The sequence below is a fragment of the Pseudomonas sp. Pseusp18 genome, assembly GCF_059506005.1.
Genome location: NZ_CP169240.1, coordinates 5,158,368 through 5,182,169 on the forward strand (window position 1 = coordinate 5,158,368; position 23,802 = coordinate 5,182,169).

Genomic DNA, 23,802 nt, shown 5'->3' on the forward strand with positions numbered 1-23,802 from the left:
GCGATCTTTTGATCCTGAAGAACCTACCCCCGCCGATCCAGCAGATTCACCACCACCCGATCCACCCATCCCCATACCCTTTGCTTGACCCGCCGCCACAACGGTCGGCGCTTCCACGCCTCAAGACTGACCTCCTGGCTCAAGGCAAAGTCATTCTCGAAACTCGCCGCCACCGCCCGGGTCAGCCCGGGGTCCAGGGCTTCGAGGTTGGCCTCCAGATTGAAGCGCAGATTCCAGTGATCGAAATTACATGAGCCGATGCTCACCCAATCGTCGATCAACACCATTTTCAGGTGCAGGAAACACGGCTGGTATTCGAAGATCTTCACCCCGGCCCTGAGCAGTCGCGGGTAGTAGCGATGCCCGGCGTAGCGCACCGACGGGTGATCGGTACGCGGCCCGGTCAGCAGCAGACGCACATCGACGCCCCGATTCGCCGCCCGACGCAGCGAGCGGCGGACTTTCCAGGTTGGCAGAAAATACGGCGTGGCCAGCCAGATTCGCTGTTTGCCGCTGTTCAGCGCGCGAATCAGCGATTGCAGAATGTCCCGGTGCTGGCGTGCGTCGGCATAAGCGACCCGGCCCATGCCCTCGCCCATCACCGGCACTCGCGGCAGGCGCGGTAAACCGAAGTGCGAAACGGGTTTCCAGGCGCGCCGATAGCGGTTGGCGATCCATTGGCGGTCGAACAGCAATTGCCAGTCGATCACCAGGGGACCGGTGATTTCCACCATCACTTCGTGCCATTCGCAGGTGTCTTCGCCCGGTGACCAGAACTCATCGGTGACCCCGGTGCCACCGACGACCGCCAGGGATTGATCCACCAGCAGCAACTTGCGGTGATCGCGATAGAAGTTGCCCACCCAGCGTCGCCAGCTCAGCCGATTGTAAAAACGCAACTCGACCCCGGCGGCCATCAGGCGCTGACGCAAAGTCAGGGTGAAGGCCAGGCTGCCATAGTCATCGAACAGACAGCGTACCCGCACGCCACGCTCGGCCGCCTGGACCAGCGCCTGAACCATCGCCTCGGCGCAGGCCCCTGCCTCCACCAGGTACAGCTCCAGCTCGACTTGTTCTTCGGCGCGGGCAATCGCCACCAGCATGCGCGGGAAAAACTGCGGGCCGTCGATCAGCAGTTCGAAGCGATTGCCTTCGCGCCACGGAAAAATTGCACCACGCATTTCAGCGCGCCGTGAAAATCAGCACCGCACCCACCGGTACCGACAGACTGATGGCCGACAAACCGGCGAGCTTGCGCAAGCTTTCCAGGCCTGGGGCCAGGTCGAAATCTTCGGCGCTGATCACCAAAGGCTTGAGGGTCACCACTTGAAAGCGCCGGTCATCGAGACGGGTCGCCAGCAGTTCGGCGTTGTATTGGTGTTGCTTGCCATGCAGGTTGACGGTCACCGGCAAGCGCAGTTCCAGTTGCGCACCGGGCGCCAGGTCGTTGATTGGCCGCAAATCGATCTGCGTGGTGATCAGCGCTTCGGGAAACGTCTGGATCTGGAACAGTTCCTTGCGCATGCGTTCGTCACGCAGCGGAATGCCACTATTAACCGACTCCAGCTCGACTTCCACCTCGGCCAGCCCCTTGGGGTCGACCTTGCCATGCAGCACCAGAAAGCGCTGCACTTCGGAGATGTTGGCGTTTTTGGTGCTGACAAACGACAGCCGCGAGGACTCGCCGTCCAGATACCAATTGGCCTGGGCCGACACGGTGACACCGGCCAGCAGCAGGGAAGCGAGGGTTTTGTAGACGAACCGCTTGAACATAGAAACTCGGGGGCAGATAAACCTGAGCGAACCTTAACTGTCCGTGGGCGCATTGCAAACCGCGCAGATCAAAAGATCAAAAGATCGCAGCCTTCGGCAGCTCCTACAGGATCGGGTTTTCACTCGGTCAATGTAGGAGCTGCCGAAGGCTGCGATCTTTTCAAGGGATCAACCGACATCCCTGCCGCTCGCCAACCCAAGCGGCGCTATTGCTGCGCCCCATACCGCCGACCGTCACCCGCTTGCTCGCGGCATCATCGATGAACCCGCTGGTGGGTAAATACTGCTTCACATAACCCTGGCAATACGCCGCCGGATTGTTCATCACATACCGGCACGAGCAGTACTCCTTGGCGGTGTAAGCGCTGATGATGTCGGGAAAAGCCCACAACGCCACACGTTCCTGCCAGCCCCAGCCGAGCAAAGCGATCAGCAGCACCAGCAACAATGCGCTGATCGGCCGACGGCGAATGAAACTGCGACGGCTCATGGCTGCACCTTCATGGCAAACGCCTTGAGCGCGAGTTTGAGCAGTTCGTTATGCCGGTAACTTCCATCGCGATCATCGCCGTAGCGGACGATCACCAGCTTTACGCTGGGAATCACGTACATCGCCTGGCCCCAATGGCCCAGCGCAGCGAAGGTGTCGACGGGTGCATCGGGCCAGGGTTGTGCTGCACCGTCCACCGCTCGATTGAGCCACCAATGGCCGCCGGGCACCGCTTCATCCTGGTTGGCTCGGTAGTGGGCGAACGGCTCACGGCTGAAGTCGACCCACGCCTTGGGCAGCAGCTGCCGCTCGCGCCAGCGACCGTCGCGCGCCATCAACAGGCCGACCCGTGCCAGGTCCCGGGCGGTGAGGTAGGCATAGGACGAAGCGACAAATGTCCCCGTGGCATCCGCTTCCCAAACCGCGCCGCGAATGCCCAGGGGTTCGAACAATGCGGTCCACGGATAATCCGGATAACGGGCGGGACCGACGATGTTTTTCAACGCAGCGGAAAGCAGGTTGCTGTCGCCACTGGAGTAGCGGAAGGCCTGACCGGGTCTGGCGTACGCGTCGTGGTCGGCGGTAAACGCGGCCATGTCGCGATGACCTCGGGTGTAGAGCATGGCCACCACCGAGGACTTCAACGGTGCGTACTCATAGTCTTCCTGCCAATCCAGGCCCGAGGCCCAATGCAGCAAGTCGGCCATGGTCATGGCGGGGTGTTTTTCCAGCGCTGGATAGAACTGCACCACCGGGTCCTGCAAGTTGAACAGACCTTCGCCATAAGCCACGCCGAGCACCGTGGCCATCAGGCTTTTGCTGATCGACCAGGTCAGGTGCGGGGTGTTGGCACGGGTCGGGCCGGCGTAGCGCTCGTAGACGAGTTGGCCGTCATGGATCACCAGCAAGGCATCGGTGCGGATGCCCTCGCGGGTGGTGTCGTTGCGGAGTGGGAAAGCGTAGTTTTCCAGGGCTTGAACGGCCGGGCCGGTGACTGTCGGGCCGGGCAACCATTGCTCGGCCGGCCAGCTTTCGGCCTGGGCCGTGAAGCTGAACAGCAGGATGAACGTCAGGGACAAGCCTTTGAACATGGTGGGGTGCCCGGGAGACAGATCTGCTCACGCTAGTCGAAATACATGACAGTCTCACGCTAAACACGGTCACTGTAGGAGCTGCCGAAGGCTGCGATCTTTTGATCTTCAGCGGTTTCGAAAAGATCAAGATCAAAGGATCGCAGCCTTCGGCAGCTCCTACGGGGGAACGTCAGAATCCGGCGAGGCCCGTCACCCTAACGAAGATCCCATCAACGCCTTGGCCAACCGCTTGCCCCGCGCCCCTGCCGCCAGATCCATCACGGCCTGATCGCGCTGCCACACCGCCGCCCATTGGGGCGGGCCATCGGTCATGGCCTGATTCACTTCAGCCTTGAGCCCATCGAACTGTGCAAACAAACCGCCCAGCAACACATGCCCGGCCGGATTGTTCGGCGCCTGGCGGCTGACTTCCGCGCACCCGGCCAGCAGCGCCAGCAAACGCAGTTGCAAGGTGTGCGGCCAGTCGTTGTCCTGGCCGATGCCGAACAGCCACGCGGTCATCGCACTCAGCACATAAATGTCTTCCAGGGTGCGGAACGGTTTGACGTAAGCATCCCAGCCGTCCCCCGCCAGCAATTCGCACAGCGCGTTGTCGAGAAACAGCCGACCGTGGCTGATCTCGGGCATCAACGGCAACGGCGCGAGTTTCTCCAGACGCACGCCTGGTTCGCCGGGGTAAACCACCGCCAGACTCAGGCGCGGGTCGCTGCCTGGCTCTTCGCTGCGAGCGGCGACCAGCAGCCAGTCGGCGGCATCGCCGGCGGTGACGAAATCCTTGCGTCCGCTCAGACGCAGATCCCGCAGCCGGGTCTGCATGTCCGCCACCCGCAAACTGCGCTGTTCGGTCGCGCACAACGCACCGAGGCTCAGCGGCGCGCTCGGCCAGAGCATGCGCAACGCCGCCTGATACCCCACCAGAAACGCCAACCCCGGAGTCGCCATCAGCCGTCCGCCGTTCACCGCCAATTCGAACGGGGTGACCGTGCCCAAGCGGTGCAACAAGGTCGCGAAGCCTTCGCCAAGGTCGGTATCGGCGGGCAGGCGATCGCTGCGGTTCAACAGGGTTTGCCAGGGCATAAGAGGCTCCTTGTGGGCTGTCATATAAGCATCACCAAAGCTTCATGGCGATGACACCGGGGCTACATAGCCTGACTTTGCACAACACGGCTGCATAAAGAAAGTCGATCGGCTGCAACCCAAGACGGGTGGCCAGCCCGTACGGAGATTCGCAATGACTCAGATCGCCCGCATCAGCGACACCGGCAATGAACGCCGCCTGCAAGCCGAACGCCTGGTGGGCGCCGAGGCACTGCAGGAAGCCCAGGCCTTGCGCTTCAACGTGTTCAGCGGCGAATTCAACGCCAGGCTGAAAGGCGCGGAATTGGGTCTGGACATGGATGACTATGATGTTCACTGCGCCCACATCGGCGTGCGTGACTTGAACACCGGGCGCTTGGTGGCGACCACTCGTTTGCTCGACCACACAGCCGCCAGCAGCCTGGGCAAGTTCTACAGCGAAGAAGAATTCAGCCTGCATGGCCTGATCCATCTGAAAGGCCCGATCCTGGAAATCGGTCGCACCTGTGTCGACCCGGCCTACCGCAACGGCGGCACCATCGCCGTGCTCTGGGGTGAACTGGCCGAAGTGCTGAACCAGGGCGGCTACAGCTATTTGATGGGGTGCGCGAGCATTCCAATGCAGGACGGCGGCATCCAGGCCCACGCGATCATGCAACGCCTGCGCGAACGTTACCTGTGCACCGAACACCTGCGGGCCGAGCCGAAGAAGCCATTGCCGACGCTGGACATTCCATCGAACGTCATCGCCGAAATGCCTCCGCTGCTCAAGGCCTACATGCGCCTGGGCGCGAAAATCTGCGGCGAGCCGTGCTGGGACGAAGACTTCCAGGTGGCCGACGTGTTCATCCTGCTCAAGCGCGACGAGCTCTGCCCGCGTTACGCCAAGCACTTCAAGGCGGCTGTGTAATGAGCCGCTTGCGGGTGTACGCGCGAATTGCGCGAGTGCTGATGGTGGTGGCGCTGGGCTTGAGCATGGCCAGTGTGTTCGGCGCGTTCGAACGACTGGGGATTGCCCATTCGATGGTCCGTCGCCAGCGCTGGTCGCGGTTTTTCATGGCGCGGCTGAGCAATGCCCTGCCCTTTCATGTCACCGTCCATGGTCAATTGCCGAAGGCGCCGATGCTCTGGGTCAGCAACCATGTGTCCTGGACCGACATTCCGCTGCTGGGCATGCTCACGCCGCTGTCGTTCCTGTCCAAGGCTGAAGTGCGCACCTGGCCGGTGGCGGGCTGGTTGGCGGCCAAGGCTGGCAGCCTGTTCATTCGCCGTGGTTCAGGCGACAGTCAGTTGATCCGCAAACAGATGACTCGCCATCTGGAACAGGAACACCCGCTGCTGATGTTCCCGGAAGGCACCACCACCGATGGGCGTTCGCTGCGCACGTTTCATGGTCGTTTGCTGTCAGCGGCGATCGATTCCGAAGTGGCGCTGCAACCGGTGGCGATTCGTTATCTGCGCAACGGCGAGCTGGATACCCTGGCACCGTTCATTGGCGATGATGATTTGCTGTCACACCTGATGCGCCTGTTCGCCAATGATCGGGGTGAGGTGGAGATTCATCTGCTCAAGCCGATCGCTTGCCAGGACCGGGAACGCGCGGCGCTGGCATTCGAAGCACAGCAGGCGGTGCAGAAGGCGTTGTTTGGTGAAGTCGCGAAACCTGCCGAGCCGCGGCGTACCGGTGAGCTGATCGCTGCCTGATAGAAAAAGATCGCAGCCTTCGGCAGCTCCTACATTGGAATGGCGTACCTCTGTAGGAGCTGCCGAAGGCTGCGATCTTTTCTACACTCGACGCGCCACAAAATCCTGAAGCTGCGGATAGAACAACCGGAAATCCTCGCTCAACGGTTCATACAACCGCCGCAACTCTTGCATTGCCGCGGCCAGCTCCTCGGGTCGCGTCAGTCTGCGTGAAATCCCCCGCAGCACCTGCTCAAGCACTTCGAACTCCTGATAAGCCCCCAACCAGTCATTGGCCACCATGTGCGGCGCAATCTTCGCCAGGCGCTCCGGCAACTGCGGCTCGGCCAGCAGCACCCGGTAAACATCCGAGGTGAATTGCCCCAGCGGACGGTCGGCGTACAGCGCCCAGTCCCGCGCCAGGCAGTGGTCGAAAAACACATCGAGCACGATCCCCGCATAACGCCTGCGCGTGATGGAAAACCGTGACAACGAGACATCCACCAACGGATGACGGTCGGTAAAGACATCAATGCTGCGATGCAACTGGATGGCCGCTTCGATCTCTGGATCGAACTGCCCTTGCAGCCGTCCCTTGACGAAATCGCCATACAGACTGCCGAGCATTTGACCGGGGCGTTGGCCACCGAGGTGCAGATGTGCGAGATAGTTCATCCGCGCAGCTTAGCACTGCCCATACTTGTCTTTACATACATCATATCGTTATAACCCGATATACCGATTTACGCAGTCATCAGACCGAAATCATATTGGTATATCGCGAAATACCGATTTAAAGTTCGCCCCATCGCGATATAACGTTTTACTCATCACGAGTCCCAAGCCATGAACCTCGACCTCGACGAAATAATAAAAGCCCTGGCACACCCGGTACGCCGAGACATCCTCATCTGGCTGAAAGACCCCAAGGTCCAGTTCCCGGAACAGATCCACAACCATGAGTACGGCATTTGCGCCGGACAGATCGATCAACGCTGCGGCCTGTCGCAGTCGACCGTCTCCGCCCACCTGGCGACATTGCAACGGGCGGGACTGATCAGCAGCCAGAAAGCCGGTCAATGGCACTTCTTCAAACGCAACGAGGACGTGATTCAGGCGTTCCTCGACGCCATCGTCAAAGAGCTCAGCGCTCCGACAAGGAACTGATAATGCCCCTCTCGCTACTCATTCTGGCCTTGAGCGCCTTCGCCATCGGCACCACCGAGTTCGTCATCATGGGCTTGCTGCCCGATGTGGCGGCGGACCTAGGCGTGTCGATCCCCGGCGCCGGCTGGCTGGTGACCGGTTACGCCCTGGGCGTGGCCATCGGTGCGCCGTTCATGGCACTGGCCACCGCCAGGCTGCCGCGCAAGGCCGCATTGGTAGCGTTGATGGGGATTTTCATCATCGGCAACCTGCTCTGCGCCCTGGCCAGTGACTACAACGTCCTGATGTTTGCCCGTGTAGTCACCGCCTTGTGCCATGGCGCGTTCTTCGGCATCGGCTCGGTGGTGGCGGCAGGCCTGGTGCCGGCCAACAAACGTGCGTCGGCCGTAGCCCTGATGTTCACCGGCCTGACCTTGGCCAACGTCCTCGGCGTACCACTGGGCACCGCGCTCGGTCAGGAAGCTGGCTGGCGTTCGACCTTCTGGGCAGTGACCGTGATCGGTGTGATTGCGCTGATCGGCCTGATCCGCTTCCTGCCAGCCAAGCGCGATGAAGAGAAACTCGATATGCGCGCCGAACTGCGCGCCCTCAAGGGGGCCGGTATCTGGTTGTCGTTGAGCATGACCGCCCTGTTCGCCGCGTCGGTCTTCACCTTGTTCACTTATGTCGCTCCCCTGCTGGGCGAAGTCACCGGTGTTTCCCCGCGTGGAGTGACCTGGACCCTGGTGCTCATCGGCCTGGGCCTGACAGTCGGCAACATCATCGGCGGCAAGCTGGCTGACAAAGGCATGGCGGCGACGCTGATCGGCGTGTTCATCACCATGGCGGTGGTCTCCACCGTGCTGACCTGGACCAGCGTGGCCCTGATCCCGACCGAAATCACCCTGTTCCTCTGGGCCACCGCGTGCTTTGCCGCCGTGCCGGCACTGCAAGTCAACGTGGTGACCTTCGGCAAGGCGGCACCGAACCTGGTATCGACCCTGAACATCGGCGCCTTCAACGTCGGCAACGCACTCGGTGCCTGGGTCGGCGGCAGCGTCATCGCCCATGGCTTCGGCCTGACTCGCGTGCCACTCGCGGCAGCCGCACTGGCGGTGCTCGCCCTGCTGGTGACCCTGATTACTTTCCGTCAGAGCGGCGATGCCGAACTGGCCCCTGTTACTAACTGATTAACTAATCACTCACGAGGGTTGTATTTCATGACGACTATTTTCGATCCGATCAAACTGGGCGACCTCGAGTTGGCCAACCGCATCATCATGGCGCCGCTGACCCGCTGCCGCGCCGATGAAGGCCGTGTGCCGAACGCGCTGATGGCCGAGTACTACGTACAGCGTGCTTCTGCCGGCCTGATCCTCAGCGAGGCCACGTCAGTCACACCGATGGGCGTCGGTTACCCGGACACTCCCGGCATCTGGTCCAACGACCAGGTGCGCGGCTGGAGCAACGTGACCAAAGCGATCCACGGCGCGGGCGGCAAAATCTTCCTGCAACTGTGGCACGTGGGTCGGGTTTCCCACCCTTCGTACCTGAACGGCGAAGCACCGGTCGCACCGAGTGCCATCCAGCCTAAAGGCCATGTCAGCCTGGTTCGTCCATTGGCCGACTACCCAACCCCGCGCGCCCTGGAAACCGCTGAAATCGCCGACATCGTCGACGCTTACCGTGTGGGGGCCGAGAATGCCAAGGCCGCCGGTTTCGACGGCGTGGAAATCCACGGCGCCAACGGTTACCTGCTCGACCAGTTCCTGCAAAGCAGCACCAACCAGCGCACCGATAACTATGGCGGCTCCCTGGAAAACCGTGCGCGCCTGTTGCTGGAGGTGACTGATGCCGCAATCGAAGTCTGGGGCGCTGGCCGCGTCGGCGTGCACCTGTCACCGCGTGCCGATTCCCATGACATGGGCGACGACAACCTGTCCGAGACCTTCACCTACGTCGCTCGTGAACTGGGCAAACGCGGCATCGCGTTCATCTGCTCGCGCGAAAAAGAAGGCGCCGACAGCCTCGGCCCGCAATTGAAAGAAGCCTTCGGCGGCCCGTACATCGCCAACGAGCGTTTTACCAAAGACAGCGCCAACGAGTGGCTGGCCAGTGGCAAGGCCGACGCGGTGGCGTTTGGTGTGCCGTTCATCGCCAACCCGGACCTGCCAGCGCGTTTGAAGGCCGATGCACCGCTGAACGAGCCGCGCCCGGAACTGTTCTACGGCAAGGGCCCGGTCGGTTATATCGACTATCCGACGCTGTAAGCCTCGACCGTTGAAATGCAAAAGCCCCGACTCGAAAGAGCCGGGGCTTTGGCGTATGGAAGATCAAAGGTCACCGAGGCAAATGCGATGCCTTTGGTCGGCTATTCGGCGCCCTTGTAGCCGGGGCGTTCACACTCATTCACATACTCGACACAAAATCCCTACAAAATACGTAGCTCGCTACCTATCAACCTGGCGAACGTACGTATATAAAAGCATCCCATTGCAAAAAGGCGCGCGAAGCAGGGATATTCCCTGCGTCATGCCTTGACATAAACGGATCCAATTACGCATTTTGTTTCAATTGCGCAGGCTGGGACTCAAGCGCAGCATATCCAAACCTGTGTCGACCCAACGCTCGGCTTCGATGTGCAGTTGAAAACTGTCGGGAGCCAACAGCCACTGATACAGGATGCCATCGATGTAGGCATGCAAGCTGATGGCCGCGCGGGCAGCGTCGAGGTTTTCCGGTAACTGCCCACGATTCACCGCATTACTCAGGGCCAGCGCGATTCGCACATTGCAATCGAGACTGACCGTTCGGCGCTGCTGGCGCAGGTCGCACATTTCATCGGTGAATTCGCACTTATGAAACAGAATCTCGTTGATGCGTCGGGTTTTCGGGTCCAGTGCAACTTGATGAAACAAATGAATCAGCAACTTGCGCATGCAGCCCAGCGGGTCGAGTTCGTCTTCGCTTTCACTGGCCTTGGCCATTTCATCCAGCGGCTCATGCAGGGTATCGAGCATCGCCTGCAGCAGATCCGCCTTGTTACTGAAATGCCAGTAGATAGCCCCGCGAGTCACCCCGGCCAGGGTAGCGATATCCGCCAGCGTCGTGCGTGCCACGCCCCGCTCGAAAAAGGCTTTTTCTGCCGCTTCGAGTATCTGGCTTCGGGTTTCTTGAGCTTCCTCTTTGGTGCGACGGACCATGGCAGTAAAACCTCAATCAGGGTGCCTCAGCGATGTCTGAACATCCGCTGAATAGAAGTGAGGCGAGCGCTTTCGGGCTTCGTCCCAGGCCTACAATTCAAATCTTTGGACGGCTTTTGTAACGGTGTGGGTACGCCGCCAAGGTATTTACAAACAAGCATGAATGTAAGTATATTCCTTAGCAAGCTACTTATCCACCCGGTAAAATTTTTTAACCTTCCACCTTTCTTGTGCGCAACTTGCGCGCCTGACCCGAGGATCTTCATGCAATTCAAGCCAGCTGTTACCGCTCTGGTTACTGCCCTCGCCCTGGCATCGCTGCTCAGTGGATGTAAAAAGGAAGAGGCGGCACCTGCCGCACCCACCCCTCAGGTCGGCGTCGTAACCCTGCAACCACAAGCCTTCACCCTGACGTCTGAACTTCCGGGGCGCACCAGTGCGTTCCGCATTGCCGAAGTTCGCCCACAGGTCAACGGCATCATTCTCAAGCGACTGTTCAAGGAAGGCGGCGACGTCAAGGCCGGTCAGCAGCTGTATCAGATCGACCCGTCGGTCTATGACGCGACCCTGAAGAGCGCCGAAGCCAACCTGCGTTCGACCAAGTCGATCTCCGATCGCTACAAGCAACTGGTCGACGAACAGGCCGTCAGCCGTCAGGAATACGACACGGCACTGGCCAACCGCCTGCAATCGGAAGCCTCCCTGCAGACCGCCCAGATCAACGTGCGCTACACCAAGGTTTACGCACCGATCTCCGGTCGCATCGGCCGTTCGTCGGTGACGGAAGGCGCACTGGTCAGCAGCGGCCAGACCGACGCCATGGCGGTCATCCAGCAACTGGACCCGATCTACGTCGACGTGACCCAGTCCTCGGTGGAGCTGCTTGAGCTGCGCCGCGAACTGGAAAGCGGTCGCCTGCAAAAGGCCGGCGACAACGCCGCCGCGGTCAAGCTGACCCTGGAAGACGGCAGCCAGTACGCCGTGGACGGCAAGCTCGAGTTCTCTGAAGTCTCGGTAGACCAGACCACTGGTTCCGTGACCCTGCGCGCGGTGTTCCCGAACCCTGATCACACCCTGCTGCCAGGCATGTTCGTTCACGCTCAGTTGCAATCCGGCGTGAACAGCGCGGCGATTCTGGCGCCGCAACAAGGCGTGACCCGCGACCTCAAAGGCACCCCGACCGCGCTGGTCGTCGGGCCAGACAACAAGGTCGAACTGCGTCAGCTCAAGGCCAGCCGTACTGTCGGCAACCAATGGTTGATTGAAGACGGCTTGAAGGCAGGCGATCGCCTGATCACCGAAGGGCTGCAATTCGTCAGACCTGGTGTTGAAGTCAAGGCCACTGAAGCCACCAACGTCAACGCCAAGAGCCCGGTCCCCGCACAGGCAGCCAAAGTCGCTGTCGGCGGCAAAGGGGAGTAAACCATGTCGAAATTTTTTATCGACCGTCCGATTTTCGCCTGGGTAATTGCCCTGGTGATCATGCTGGTCGGGGCTTTATCGATCCTCAAGCTGCCGATCAACCAATACCCGAGCATTGCGCCTCCGGCCATTGCGATCTCCGTTACTTACCCTGGCGCGTCTGCACAAACCGTGCAGGACACCGTGGTGCAGGTGATCGAGCAACAGCTCAACGGTATCGACAACCTGCGTTATGTCTCGTCGGAAAGTAACTCCGACGGCAGCATGACCATCACCGCGACCTTCGAGCAAGGCACCAGCTCCGATACCGCGCAGGTTCAGGTCCAGAACAAACTGAACCTGGCCACCCCGCTGCTGCCGCAAGAAGTGCAGCAGCAGGGTATCCGCGTGACCAAGTCGGTGAAAAACTTCCTGATGGTCATCGGTGTGGTGTCGCGCGACGGCAGCATGACCAAGGACGACCTGTCCAACTACATCGTGTCGAACATGCAGGACCCGATCTCGCGGACCGCCGGTGTCGGTGACTTCCAGGTCTTCGGTGCCCAGTACGCGATGCGGATCTGGCTCGATCCGGCCAAGTTGAACAACTTCAACCTGACCCCGGTGGACGTGAAAACCGCCATCGCGGCGCAGAACGTCCAGGTCTCGTCCGGTCAACTCGGCGGCTTGCCCGCCCTGCCCGGCCAGCAACTGAACGCTACGATCATCGGCAAGACCCGTCTGCAGACCGCCGAGCAGTTCAAGGAAATCCTGCTCAAGGTCAACAAGGACGGCTCGCAGGTTCGCCTCAAAGACGTCGCCGAAGTAGGCCTGGGTGGCGAGAACTACAGCGTCAGCGCCCAGTTCAACGGCAGCCCGGCTTCCGGTCTGGCAGTGAAGCTGGCCAACGGTGCCAACGCCCTCGACACCGCAAAAGCCTTGCGCAAAACCATCAACGACCTGAAGCCGTTCTTCCCGCAAGGGATGGAAGTGGTGTTCCCGTACGACACCACCCCGGTGGTGACCGAGTCGATCAAGGGTGTGGTTGAAACCCTGGTCGAAGCGATCGTGCTGGTGTTCCTGGTGATGTTCCTGTTCCTGCAAAACTTCCGCGCCACCGTCATCACCACGATGACCGTGCCGGTGGTATTGCTGGGTACATTCGGGATCCTCGCGGCATTCGGCTTCAGCATCAACACCCTGACCATGTTCGGTATGGTGCTGGCCATCGGCTTGCTGGTGGACGATGCCATCGTCGTGGTGGAAAACGTCGAACGGGTCATGAGCGAAGAAGGCCTGTCACCCAAGGAGGCCACCAAGAAATCCATGGGGCAGATCCAGGGTGCTCTGGTCGGTATTGCCCTGGTGTTGTCGGCGGTACTGCTGCCGATGGCGTTCTTCAGTGGCTCCACCGGTGTGATCTACAAGCAGTTCTCGATCACCATCGTTTCGGCCATGGCCTTGTCGGTGCTGGTTGCATTGATCTTCACCCCGGCGCTTTGCGCCACCATGCTCAAGGCGATTCCGAAAGGCGAGCACGGCACGCCGAAACGCGGCTTCTTCGGCTGGTTCAACCGCAACTTCGACCGTGGCGTCAAAAGCTACGAGCGCGGCGTCGGCAACATGCTCGCGTACAAGGCTCCGTACCTGCTGGCGTACCTGATTATCGTGGTCGGCATGATCTGGCTGTTCACCCGCATTCCAACGGCGTTCCTGCCGGAAGAAGACCAGGGCGTACTGTTTGCCCAGGTGCAAACCCCGGCCGGTTCCAGCTCCCAGCGCACGCAGGTGGTCGTGGATGAAATGCGCGAGTTCCTGCTGCGTCCGAGCAAGGATGGCGGCGAAGGCGATGCGGTGGCCTCGGTGTTTACCGTGACCGGCTTCAACTTCGCCGGCCGTGGCCAGAGTTCGGGCATGGCGTTCATCATGCTCAAACCGTGGGACGAACGTAACGCCGACAACAGCGTGTTCAAACTGGCGGCCCGTGCCCAACAGCACTTCTTTACCTTCCGCGACGCCATGGTGTTTGCCTTCGCGCCACCGGCAGTACTGGAATTGGGTAACGCCACCGGTTTCGACGTGTTCCTTCAGGACCGTGCAGGTATCGGTCACGAGAAGCTCATGCAGGCACGCAACCAGTTCCTCGGCATGGCGGCGCAAAGCAAGGTCCTGTCGCAAGTGCGTCCGAACGGTCTGAACGACGAGCCGCAATACCAGCTGGAAATCGACGATGAGAAGGCAAGCGCCTTGGGCGTGACCCTCACCGACATCAACAACACCCTGTCGATTGCCCTGGGCAGTAGCTATGTGAACGACTTCATCGACCGTGGTCGAGTGAAGAAGGTTTATGTGCAAGGCCTGCCTGGCGCTCGCATGAGCCCTGAAGACCTGAAGAAGTGGTACGTGCGCAACAGCGCCGGCACCATGGTTCCGTTCTCGGCCTTCGCCCGGGGTGAATGGATCTACGGTTCGCCGAAACTGGCCCGTTACAACGGCGTGGAGGCGATAGAAATCCTCGGTGCCCCGGCGCCCGGATATTCCACCGGTGAAGCCATGGCCGAAGTCGAAGCCCTGGCCAAGAAACTGCCGGCCGGTGTCGGTATTTCCTGGACCGGTCTGTCGTACGAAGAACGTCTGTCCGGCTCGCAAGCGCCAGCGCTGTACGCCTTGTCGCTGCTGATGGTGTTCCTGTGTCTGGCGGCGTTGTATGAAAGCTGGTCGATCCCGATCGCGGTCATGCTGGTCGTGCCGCTGGGGATCATCGGTGCGCTGATGGCGACCAGCCTGCGCGGCCTGTCCAACGACGTGTATTTCCAGGTGGGGCTGTTGACCACCATCGGTCTGGCGGCGAAAAACGCCATTCTGATCGTCGAGTTCGCCAAGGAACTGCATGAGCAAGGGCGTAGCCTGCGCGATGCAGCGATCGAAGCCTGCCGGATGCGTCTGCGACCGATCATCATGACCTCGCTCGCGTTCGTACTCGGCGTGGTACCGCTGGCCATTTCCACGGGCGCAGGTTCGGGTAGCCAACATGCGATCGGTACCGGGGTGATTGGCGGTATGCTCACGGCCACGATCCTGGCGATCTTCTGGGTCCCATTATTCTTCGTCACCGTGTCGTCCATGGGCCAGCGCAAAGTCGCCGACCAGGATGACGCCATTGAAACTTCTCAAGAGGCTGGCTAATGAGCAAGTCGCTACTCTCCCTGGCAGTCACCGCTTTCGTGCTGAGTGGCTGCTCGCTGATACCCGATTATCAGCGGCCTGAAGCACCGGTGGCGGGCCAATACCCGCAAGGCCCGGCGTATTCGCCGGCCCAGGCGCCCAACCAGGCCGCCGCTGAACAGGGCTGGAAGCAGTTTTTCCACGACCCGGCGCTGCAACAGGTGATTCAGACCGCGCTGGAGAACAACCGTGACCTGCGCGTCGCGGCGCTGAACATCGACGCTTATGCGGCTCAATACCGCATCCAGCGCGCCGACCTGTTCCCGGCGGTTTCGGCCACCGGCAGCGGCAGTCGTCAGCGGGTTCCGGCACGGTCCTCGCAGTCCGGTAATGCGACCATCAGCAGCTCCTACTCGGCCACCGTCGGCATCAGCGCCTATGAACTCGACCTGTTCGGTCGGGTGCGCAGCCTGAGCGAAGAGGCCCTGCAGAAGTACTTCGCCACTGAAGAAGCACGGCGCAGCACGCAGATCAGTCTGGTGGCCAGCGTGGCCAATGCCTATCTGACCTGGCAGGCCGACAAGGAACTGCTGAAACTGACCCAGGAAACCCTCGGTGCCTTCGAGGAGAGCTACAAGCTCACCTCGCGCAGCAACGAAGTGGGCGTAGCCTCGGCGCTGGATCTGGCCCAGTCACGTACCTCGGTGGAAAACGCCCGTGCGCAACAGGCCAAATACACCCGTCAGGTCGCCCAGGATGAAAACAGCCTGGTGTTGCTGCTCGGCACCGGTATCCCGGCCAATCTGCAAGCAGCCAAGCCACTGTCGGACGACCTGCTGAGCGACGTGCCAGCCGGCCTGCCGTCGGACTTGCTGCAACGTCGCCCGGACATCCTCCAGGCCGAATACAACCTCAAGGCCGCCAACGCCAACATCGGCGCGGCACGGGCGGCGTTCTTCCCGAGCATCAGCCTGACCGCCAATGCCGGCTCCCTGAGCCCGGACCTGTCCGGTCTGTTCAAGGGTGGTTCGGGCACCTGGTTGTTCCAGCCGCAAATCAACCTGCCGATCTTCAACGCCGGCAGCCTGCGCGCCAGCCTGGATTACTCCAAGATCCAGAAAGACATCAGCGTGGCGAACTACGAGAAGTCCATTCAAACGGCCTTCCAGGAAGTCGCCGATGGCCTGGCTGCACGCCAGACCTACACCGAGCAGTTGCAGGCTCAGCGTGATTTCGTCAGCGCCAACCAGGACTACTACCGTCTGGCCGAGCGTCGTTATCGCATCGGGGTCGACAGCAACCTGACCTTCCTCGATGCCCAGCGTCAGCTGTTCAGTGCCCAACAGGCGCTGATCACCGACCGCTTGGCGCAGCTGACCAGCGCGGTCAACCTGTACAAGGCGTTGGGCGGTGGCTGGAATGAACAGACGGCGAAGAACGAGCCGTTGAAAGAAGAAGCGCCGAAGATGAAGTTGTTCTGATAGCGCCGTAAACACGAAGCCCACCACTTGGTGGGCTTTTTGTTGGCCGTGAATAAACCAGCCTGTTCACTTCACACCCCGACGCCATTGACCAGAAACACCGGCTCTTCCAGATAATCGAGCCCCAAGCGGTTTTCGAACATTTCGTCGCGTAACGCTGCGGTAGTGAAACTGCCCAGGCCCAGCGCGGTGGCCAGCAGGGAAAAGGTCTGACTCAGACGCCCGGCATCCATCAGCGCCACCCGCAGTGCGCGGCTGAATTCGTATTTCCAGGCCATTCGCTCGACCCGCGCCGTGGAAACGAACACCGCTGCCGCATCCTTGATCCATGTCTGACTGCCACAAGCCTCGCTGATCCAGGCTCGCGGGTCTTCCAAGGAAAGCAGCTCCAGCCCGTGACGACGCACCGAATAATGGTAAAGACCCCGCTCGAAACCTTGCACATTCATCAGCACCGCATACACCTCGGTGCCCTGCAGCGAACCGCCGGCCGGCGAGGTTTTCTTCAGGAAGTAGTCGCCCATGCGGTTGTGCTCCATGACCGTCGCGCCCCAGGTGTAATAGAGCAACAAAGACAGCTGCGCCGAACTCAACGGCTGATCACTGAAGGTTCGCGACGTGCGGCGATTGCACAGCGAGTCCAGCAGCGTCGGCTGAGCGATCGCGCAGGCAGGCAACAGCGGGTTTTCCAGGGCAATGAACGGATGGGACCAATAGTCCTTGAACGCCGACGGCTGGCGTTGCGCCGAAGCCTTTTGCTCCAGCTCCGTTTCCAGCTCGGCAACGCTGATGTAGGGCGTGTGCGAGCCGGTCCGGGTACTCAGGTAAAACTCCAGCGCCGCATCCCAGCGGTTCCAAAGGTTGAGCGGATGTTTATCCTCCTCGGACGGGGCGCTGTCCGATTGATTGGCGACGGGCAACAAAACACCGTGGCTGACCAGCGTTCTCAGGAATGCCAGGTTGTCGTCCTGTGCCGGACTCTGCAAAACCCCCGGCAGCAACAAGGCACTCTCCAGCGTCTGCGGGCTCAGGAAGTGGCGCAGTAACGGCAGCAACGTCACGTCAAACTCCAGGCTCAGGTCCTGCTGCCGGTCCCGGATAAAAAACGACGCCGAGCCAACGCTGAGCCAGGTGCTTTCCCTGAGTTTCAGCAGGGTCTGCGCGCCCTCCGACGGCGTCTGTTGATCGCCCTGTTGATCAAGCCCCTGCCAGAACAGGGCCTTGGGCCTCAAGGACTTGATGGCCTTGATCAAGGTCAACAGTTCCGCGTCATCGGTTTTGCGCGAAATATCCCACTCCAGGGTGATCGCTTTCACCGGGGATGACCTGAACAGTTCACGCAAAATGTCCCAATCCCGCCGCGGATGGCCGGTGTGAATTTCAATCAACCGGTCCAGCGGCAACGAACGCAAATAGTCGTTCAGGTCGTAACCCTGGGTTCTGGCGGTCGTGATCGCGCTGTCGAGATCCAGCAAAAATCCCGAGCCGCTGCGCTCCACCACACTGGAAATGAACTCGCCTTCGGACTGCTCTTGTGCGCCCGACAATGAAAACAACCGCGGTGCGTTTTCCAGCACCAGCAGTGTGGCCGTGAGCTCGCGCAATTCGATGGCATTGGCCACCACCGTGTCAGCCACCTCTTGGGCCAGGGTCGGCAAAATGAAATGCTGCGTGTCGCCACCGTGGAAACGCGACCAGGAAATATGCTCGGCCAGCCACGGCGAGCGGGTTTTGTCGCACAGTCGCCGCGTCATGTGCAGAAACTCGCGATCCATCGCGATGCCTACGCTGCCCAGGGACAAACTGGACGAATGCAGCAGGCTCGGTACTTGAGCGCTGACGTCAAGTAAACGAGGCTGAAGAATGCAGTGCGTCGGCTGAAACTCGACGTAATCGAAATGCGGCAAACCCTCAGCGAGAATTCGCTCGACCGTCGGGTCAAGTCCATCCTCCGACCGGTCATCCTGTGCCCTGCGCCGTGGCAAATGGTATTCCAGCCCTACTCCGGCCTCAGGATAGGACGAGGCATCAAACATCCCCATGTGAGCCTCCCCGGCTTCAGGCGGTCAGACCCAGCAAGCGTTGTTGCTCAGTATCAGTCCCCGATATCGCCAACAGCCCGGCATATTGGTTTTCCTGTGCTCTGACCTCTTTGGCGAGGTTTTCCAGAAGTTGACGTCCTTGTGGGGTGAATTCAGTGCTGGCCTCAAAGTCCGGCAATGCCTTGATCAAGCCTCGCAGAATGTACAAAAGACGGTTTTGCGCCCGTTGCAGCTCTTCGGTCGAACGCGAACGTACCCGCCCCAGGTATTTGACCAATGCGATGTACACGTAAAACGCGTGGAAGTAGCCATAAAAGTCACGCTTCTGTCCCGACCACGGCAAGGTGTACAACGGCTCCCGCGAGGTTTCTTCCTTAACGACCGGGCACGCCTCGACAATGTGATAGAGCAACTGATGGGTGGCCTCATGCACCAGGGACTCTTCCAGATCGAGTATCGAATCATCCCGGCTCGACAACAGGATGATTCCGGTGAAACGGGACGCCGAACAGCTTCGAAATGAACCATCGGGTAAATAAAAAATCGACTTGACCAGTTTTTTGATTTGCTCACGGCAGGCGGGCCATGTGTGCTCTATGCGCAACAGGGCAATATTCACCACGTCGCAAAAAAACCGTACGGAGTAACCGCTACGCTCCAACTGTTTGCGGACGGCTTCATCCTCCGGAAACTCATAGCTGGGCGGCATCACTATCGCCACCAGCGGATCGACATCAAACCGATGCACAGGGGGGCAATAATGATTCACGCGGGAACTATCGGATGCTTTGACACGCACTAACATCTCTGGAAATTCAAACAGCATTTTTTCCAGCTCACTCCTGTCCTCGGTCTTTTTCGTGATGACCAGATTGGCATGATGAGCCGTCAGTACATTCCACACTTGAAACACCGGATCATTAATAATCAAGCGCTGTTCACGGGTCGGAGGAACGATAAGATTAAACGCCTGTTCAAAGAACTCTGCCAGATGTGGAGCGTTGGGAAACAACTGAAAAAGTTCGGTGTACAGCGCAACAAAGCTGGTGTATCGATTTCGACTGACACGCTCCAGCAAGACTTCAAATCGCGAAGGCTCCGAATCCGCAAGGAAGGTCGTGCCCTGAAATAAATCCTCGACCGAGAGCTCACGTTGACCACTGTTACCGATGTCCATTTCTCAACCTTCCCTTAGGTTGGCGGCAACGGCTTCGCCATTGTCAGACTGGCAATGCCATAACCCAGTTGTTCATAAAGACGACGCGCCGCATCGTTGCGACCAAAGACATGCAACCGCACTTCCCTGCATCCCGCCTGGCTCGCCCATGACTCCAGGGCCAGCAGCGATTGTTTTGCATAACCCTGGCGGCGTTCGCCGGGGTCAATGTAAATATCCAGAATGAAGGCGATCCGACCGGCGCCAGCGTGGCGTTCGGCGACCCATAACTCACCGATACGCCGCGCTTGATCCTCGATCACCCAGAGTTGATTCTTTTCAGTCAGTCGCCCTTGCGGCAACAATTGCTCGAAGACACTTCGTGCCCTTTGCGACGCCTCCTCCTGGCCCCACTCGCCGGCGGCGACCATCCCGTCGCCATATTCAGCAAGGGCTCTTTCGGCGAACGTCACAAAGTCCGCGTCATTCATTGGAGCCAAGGTGACAGACATGCGTCATTCACTCCGCGCCCGAGCCGCGCCCGAGCGCTTCAGGTCATGAGTCTGATAAGGCCATTCGGCGTACCACCGTAAAAGCCCACCTTTCGTGGCACGCCAAATGGCATCACCCACCGTTAATCCATGCGCGCTTGTTGCTGCTGGTTCTGTGTATCAAATACCGCGCGTATCCCCAGGTTGTTCCGAATGCTGGAGGAAGCTGCCGTCAGTTTTGCAGCATCAATACCTTTAACCGCCGCGATCTCGTCAGTACTTAAGTGCACGCCAATATTTTTAGCCGCCCCTGCCGGATCACTGTGTAAGGCGCTGGCAAATTTTTCGTCCAGCACGGCCCGTCCCAGAACCGAGGCCAAACGTTCCTGATTGACTTTATTACCCATGGTACTTCTCCTTGTTATTTCGGCATGACGAAAAACATCCCCTGACGAAGCAAGAGAGTTTCTTTTGCCCGCCTGAGGAATTTGAATATAGCAAGACCTCTTTTCTTTTCCAGCCAAGCCCATGGCTCCCTTTAAATCTTTTTACGATAACCGACAACACCAATTCTTAAGTTTAACCGGCGATTATTGATCTACCTTTAATGACAGCCAACACTGTAGGAAACGTCTTACAACTAAAGCAATAAACACTTCCATCTAACATCAACAAAACAACAAGGCGCCATTAATAGAACACATCCGTGGATACCCCTTATCAACCTGAATAACTATGGGATTTTATTAAGAATGCCTCATACCGTCCGCGCCCAGGCTGGCGTCGATTAGTGTTCGTTAATCGCCCAAAACCCCACCCCCCCAATTGAATCCCCCCGCCCATCCCTCGCACCATTGTCCGCACCTGCAAAAATCAATAACAACAAGGTCCGACACCATGACTACGCGCCCTCTGCGCTCCGGCTGATCTCGCCCGCCCCCTTATCCGAATTCGATTTTTTGTCTGCGACCCCTTGGTTGCGGCTGTGTACTGCCTTATCCCTGACAATTAGAGAGACCCGAGTCCATGACTTCCTCCACCACGCAGTATTTGTTCCCCAGTCTGATCGCCATCGCACTGGCCGGCGCGGCCCTGCCCGCCTTGGCCGAGGAAGCAGGCTTTGTCGAAGGTGCCAAGGTCAACCTGAACCTGCGTAACTTCTACATCAACCGTAACTTCACCAATCCGACCAAGAGCCAGGGCAAGGCTGAAGAGTGGACGCAAAGCTTTATCCTCGACGCCAAATCCGGGTTCACCCAGGGCACCGTCGGGTTCGGCATGGACGTGCTGGGGTTGTATTCGGTCAAGCTCGACGGCGGTAAAGGCACCGGTGGGACGCAGTTGCTGCCGCTGGATCACGATGGTCGCCCGGCGGACAACTTCGGTCGCGCCAACGTGGCGTTCAAGGCGAAGCTGTCCCAGACCGAAGTGAAGGTCGGCGAATGGATGCCGGTGCTGCCGATCCTGCGTTCGGACGACGGTCGCTCGCTGCCGCAGACCTTCCGTGGCGGCCAGATCACTTCGAAGGAAATCGATGGCCTGACGCTCTACGGCGGCCAGTTCCGCGCCAACAGCCCGCGCGACGACAGCAGCATGAGCGATATGTCGATGACCGGCAAAGCGGCCTTCAAGTCAGACCGCTTCAACTTCCAGGGCGGCGAATACGTCTTCAACGACAAGCGCACTCAGATTGGCCTGTGGAATGCTGAACTCAAAGACATCTACAGCCAGCAATACGTCAACCTGATCCACACCCAACCGCTGGGCGACTGGACGCTGGGCGCCAACCTCGGGTTCTTCTACGGTAAGGATGACGGCAGCGCCCGGGCGGGCGAGCTGGACAACAAGACCTGGTCGGGCCTGTTCTCGGCCAAATACGGTGGCAACACCTTCTACGTCGGCCTGCAAAAACTCACCGGCGACAACGCCTGGATGCGGGTCAACGGCACCAGCGGCGGCACCCTGGCCAACGACAGCTACAACTCCAGCTATGACAACGCCAGGGAAAAATCCTGGCAAGTGCGCCACGACTACAACTTCGCCGCTCTGGGCGTGCCGGGCCTGACCCTGATGAACCGCTACATCAGCGGCGACAACGTCCACACCGCCACCACCAGCGACGGCAAGGAATGGGGCCGCGAAAGCGAACTGGGTTACACCGTGCAAAGCGGCGCACTCAAAGACCTCAACGTCAAATGGCGCAACTCCACCATCCGCCGTGACTTCAGCAACAACGAGTTCGACGAGAACCGCTTGATCGTCAGCTATCCGATCAGTTTGTTGTAAACATAAATCAAAAGATCGCAGCCTGCGGCAGCTCCTACAGGGGTTCACCATTCCTCTGTAGGAGCTGCCGCAGGCTGCGATCTTTTTTAGCCGTAACCCTATTCCCGCGACTCAACCCCCAACTCATCCCACACCGACTCGGCCAGGTGGAACGTCGCGTTGGCCGCCGGAATTCCGCAATAGATCGCGCTCTGCATGATCACTTCCTTGATCTCGCTGCGGGTCACGCCGTTGTTGGCGGCGGCGCGCAGGTGCAGTTTGAGTTCTTCGTTGCGGTTCATGCCGATCAGCATGGCGATGGTGATCAGGCTGCGGGTGTGGCGCGGCAGGCCCGGACGGGTCCAGATGTCGCCCCAGGCGTGGCGGGTGATCATCTCCTGGAACTCCGAGTTGAACTCGGTCAGCGCGTTCAGGCTGCGGTCGACGTGGGCGTCACCGAGCACTGCGCGACGGACTTTCATGCCCTCGTCGTAACGTTGTTTCTCGTCCACAAAAAATTCCTCAATGACCTGAAAGAAACGCCAGCACCCGCTCGCTGAACGCAGCGCCGGCCTGGACGTTGGACAGGTGCGCGGCGTAGAACTCGGCGTACTCGGCGCCCCGCACATGTTCCTGAATGAAATGCCCGCCAGACGGCGGTGTGACCGCATCTTCGGTGCCGGCGATCACCAGCAGCGGCGCCTTGATCGAGGACAACTGATCGCGGAAATCGGCATCGCGCACCGCCGCGCAATTGGCCGCGTAACCTTCAGGCGAGGTAGCCGCGAGCATGTCGGTGATCTGCTTCGCCGCTGCCGGATTGGCGGCGGAAAAATCCGGGGTAAACCAGCGTGCAATCGACGCATCACGCAATGCCACCATTGCCGCCGCGCCGTCACGCAGCACGGTTTCGATTCGTGGGTTCCACACCGATGGATCGCCGATTTTCGCCGCGGTGTTGCACACGATCAGTTTGTTCAAACGCTGACCGGCGTTGATCCCCAGCCATTGACCGATCAACCCGCCCATGGACAGACCACAGAAATGCGCGCGCTCGATGTGCAAGGCATCCAGCAGCGCCAGCACGTCGCGGCCCAGTTGCTCGATGCTGTACGGCCCCGGCGTCACCAATGACTTGCCGTGACCACGGGTGTCAAAACGCAGCACCCGGAAATGCTCGGCGAACGCCGGGATCTGCGCGTCCCACATGTGCAGGTCGGTGCCCAGTGAGTTGGACAGCACCAGTACCGGCGCATCCGCCGGTCCGTCGAGTTGCGGCCCTTGAATTTGGTAGTGCAGTTCGCCATCGGCGAGTTGTACGAATGCCACAGCAGT

At 59.8% G+C, this 23,802-nt stretch carries 22 protein-coding genes; 9 read left to right on the top strand and 13 right to left on the bottom strand.

Features of this window, described 5'->3' with window-relative positions; all coding sequences use genetic code 11:
- Window positions 1-23: 23 nt before the first annotated feature.
- The 5 genes from ACEN9A_RS23060 to ACEN9A_RS23080 all read right to left on the bottom strand — a co-directional run bounded on the left by ACEN9A_RS23060 (window position 24) and on the right by ACEN9A_RS23080 (window position 4,434).
- Window positions 24-1,181: a phospholipase D-like domain-containing protein gene (locus tag ACEN9A_RS23060; protein ID WP_018926849.1), complete on the bottom strand. Its 1,158-nt coding sequence runs from the start codon at window positions 1,179-1,181 to the stop codon at window positions 24-26.
- A gap of 1 nt (window position 1,182) precedes the next feature.
- Window positions 1,183-1,773, bottom strand: a complete 591-nt coding sequence (locus ACEN9A_RS23065) for a YceI family protein (protein ID WP_258670910.1) — start codon at window positions 1,771-1,773, stop codon at window positions 1,183-1,185.
- 160 nt (window positions 1,774-1,933) lie between these two features.
- The gene (locus tag ACEN9A_RS23070) at window positions 1,934-2,263 is read right to left on the bottom strand and encodes an amidase (protein ID WP_258670912.1); all 330 of its coding nucleotides are present in this window, start codon (window positions 2,261-2,263) and stop codon (window positions 1,934-1,936) included.
- On the bottom strand, window positions 2,260-3,354 hold the full coding sequence (locus ACEN9A_RS23075; RefSeq protein WP_258670914.1) for a serine hydrolase domain-containing protein: 1,095 nt from the start codon (window positions 3,352-3,354) through the stop codon (window positions 2,260-2,262). The genes ACEN9A_RS23070 and ACEN9A_RS23075 overlap by 4 nt, the downstream gene beginning before the upstream one ends.
- Window positions 3,355-3,546: 192 nt before the next feature.
- Entirely contained in the window at window positions 3,547-4,434 is an 888-nt protein-coding gene (locus ACEN9A_RS23080) for an acyl-CoA dehydrogenase middle domain-containing protein (protein ID WP_258670916.1), read from the bottom strand.
- Between the two features lie 154 nt (window positions 4,435-4,588).
- Between ACEN9A_RS23080 and olsB the strand changes: the two genes are divergently transcribed.
- On the top strand, window positions 4,589-5,344 hold the full coding sequence (olsB, locus tag ACEN9A_RS23085; RefSeq protein WP_007935781.1) for an L-ornithine N(alpha)-acyltransferase: 756 nt from the start codon (window positions 4,589-4,591) through the stop codon (window positions 5,342-5,344).
- Window positions 5,344-6,138, top strand: coding sequence for a lysophospholipid acyltransferase family protein (locus ACEN9A_RS23090; protein WP_258670918.1), 795 nt, complete (start codon window positions 5,344-5,346; stop codon window positions 6,136-6,138). The genes olsB and ACEN9A_RS23090 overlap by 1 nt, the downstream gene beginning before the upstream one ends.
- Window positions 6,139-6,219: 81 nt before the next feature.
- On the opposite strand, the gene ACEN9A_RS23095 is transcribed toward ACEN9A_RS23090, so the two are convergent.
- Window positions 6,220-6,792, bottom strand: coding sequence for an acyl carrier protein phosphodiesterase (locus tag ACEN9A_RS23095; protein ID WP_019647917.1), 573 nt, complete (start codon window positions 6,790-6,792; stop codon window positions 6,220-6,222).
- Between the two features lie 171 nt (window positions 6,793-6,963).
- On the opposite strand from ACEN9A_RS23095, the gene ACEN9A_RS23100 reads away from it, so the two are divergent.
- Genes ACEN9A_RS23100 through ACEN9A_RS23110 form a run of 3 tightly spaced genes read left to right on the top strand, consistent with a single transcriptional unit; the run spans window position 6,964 to window position 9,533 of the window.
- Window positions 6,964-7,284 (top strand): ArsR/SmtB family transcription factor, encoded by a 321-nt coding sequence (locus ACEN9A_RS23100; RefSeq protein ID WP_019647916.1) that lies wholly within the window; start codon window positions 6,964-6,966, stop codon window positions 7,282-7,284.
- A gap of 2 nt (window positions 7,285-7,286) precedes the next feature.
- Window positions 7,287-8,453, top strand: coding sequence for an MFS transporter (locus ACEN9A_RS23105; protein ID WP_019647915.1), 1,167 nt, complete (start codon window positions 7,287-7,289; stop codon window positions 8,451-8,453).
- 30 nt (window positions 8,454-8,483) lie between these two features.
- Entirely contained in the window at window positions 8,484-9,533 is a 1,050-nt protein-coding gene (locus ACEN9A_RS23110; RefSeq protein WP_019647914.1) for an alkene reductase, read from the top strand.
- 300 nt (window positions 9,534-9,833) lie between these two features.
- Here ACEN9A_RS23110 and emhR read toward each other — a convergent pair whose 3' ends face one another.
- Complete coding sequence (emhR, locus tag ACEN9A_RS23115; protein ID WP_019647913.1) at window positions 9,834-10,466, bottom strand: efflux system transcriptional repressor EmhR; 633 nt, start codon at window positions 10,464-10,466, stop codon at window positions 9,834-9,836.
- A 264-nt stretch (window positions 10,467-10,730) separates the two neighbouring features.
- Between emhR and ACEN9A_RS23120 the strand changes: the two genes are divergently transcribed.
- The 3 genes from ACEN9A_RS23120 to emhC are packed head-to-tail and all read left to right on the top strand — an operon-like array spanning window position 10,731 to window position 16,513.
- Window positions 10,731-11,888: an efflux RND transporter periplasmic adaptor subunit gene (locus tag ACEN9A_RS23120; protein WP_258670925.1), complete on the top strand. Its 1,158-nt coding sequence runs from the start codon at window positions 10,731-10,733 to the stop codon at window positions 11,886-11,888.
- Window positions 11,889-11,891: 3 nt separating this feature from the next.
- On the top strand, window positions 11,892-15,053 hold the full coding sequence (emhB, locus tag ACEN9A_RS23125; protein WP_258670926.1) for an efflux RND transporter permease subunit EmhB: 3,162 nt from the start codon (window positions 11,892-11,894) through the stop codon (window positions 15,051-15,053).
- Window positions 15,053-16,513: an efflux RND transporter outer membrane subunit EmhC gene (gene emhC / locus ACEN9A_RS23130; protein WP_019647911.1), complete on the top strand. Its 1,461-nt coding sequence runs from the start codon at window positions 15,053-15,055 to the stop codon at window positions 16,511-16,513. Before emhB ends, emhC begins: the two co-directional genes overlap by 1 nt.
- A gap of 71 nt (window positions 16,514-16,584) precedes the next feature.
- Here emhC and ACEN9A_RS23135 read toward each other — a convergent pair whose 3' ends face one another.
- The 4 genes from ACEN9A_RS23135 to ACEN9A_RS23150 all read right to left on the bottom strand — a co-directional run bounded on the left by ACEN9A_RS23135 (window position 16,585) and on the right by ACEN9A_RS23150 (window position 20,609).
- Window positions 16,585-18,555 carry a multinuclear nonheme iron-dependent oxidase gene (locus ACEN9A_RS23135; RefSeq protein WP_495688543.1) on the bottom strand — a complete coding sequence of 657 codons (1,971 nt, stop codon included), beginning with the start codon at window positions 18,553-18,555 and terminating at the stop codon, window positions 16,585-16,587.
- 16 nt (window positions 18,556-18,571) lie between these two features.
- Entirely contained in the window at window positions 18,572-19,732 is a 1,161-nt protein-coding gene (locus ACEN9A_RS23140; protein WP_258670932.1) for an aKG-HExxH-type peptide beta-hydroxylase, read from the bottom strand.
- Between the two features lie 14 nt (window positions 19,733-19,746).
- Window positions 19,747-20,223, bottom strand: a complete 477-nt coding sequence (locus tag ACEN9A_RS23145) for a GNAT family N-acetyltransferase (protein ID WP_026345682.1) — start codon at window positions 20,221-20,223, stop codon at window positions 19,747-19,749.
- A gap of 122 nt (window positions 20,224-20,345) precedes the next feature.
- Window positions 20,346-20,609, bottom strand: coding sequence for an Os1348 family RiPP precursor (locus ACEN9A_RS23150; protein ID WP_019647907.1), 264 nt, complete (start codon window positions 20,607-20,609; stop codon window positions 20,346-20,348).
- Between the two features lie 619 nt (window positions 20,610-21,228).
- On the opposite strand from ACEN9A_RS23150, the gene ACEN9A_RS23155 reads away from it, so the two are divergent.
- A complete protein-coding gene (locus ACEN9A_RS23155) occupies window positions 21,229-22,488 on the top strand; it encodes an OprD family porin (protein WP_019647906.1) in 1,260 nt (419 codons plus the stop codon).
- 98 nt (window positions 22,489-22,586) lie between these two features.
- On the opposite strand, the gene pcaC is transcribed toward ACEN9A_RS23155, so the two are convergent.
- Together pcaC and pcaD are read right to left on the bottom strand one after the other, a co-directional pair.
- Window positions 22,587-22,979: a 4-carboxymuconolactone decarboxylase gene (gene pcaC, locus ACEN9A_RS23160; protein ID WP_007935810.1), complete on the bottom strand. Its 393-nt coding sequence runs from the start codon at window positions 22,977-22,979 to the stop codon at window positions 22,587-22,589.
- Window positions 22,980-22,989: 10 nt separating this feature from the next.
- Window positions 22,990-23,796 (bottom strand): 3-oxoadipate enol-lactonase, encoded by an 807-nt coding sequence (gene pcaD, locus ACEN9A_RS23165; protein WP_019647905.1) that lies wholly within the window; start codon window positions 23,794-23,796, stop codon window positions 22,990-22,992.
- Between the last annotated feature and the right edge of the window lie 6 nt (window positions 23,797-23,802).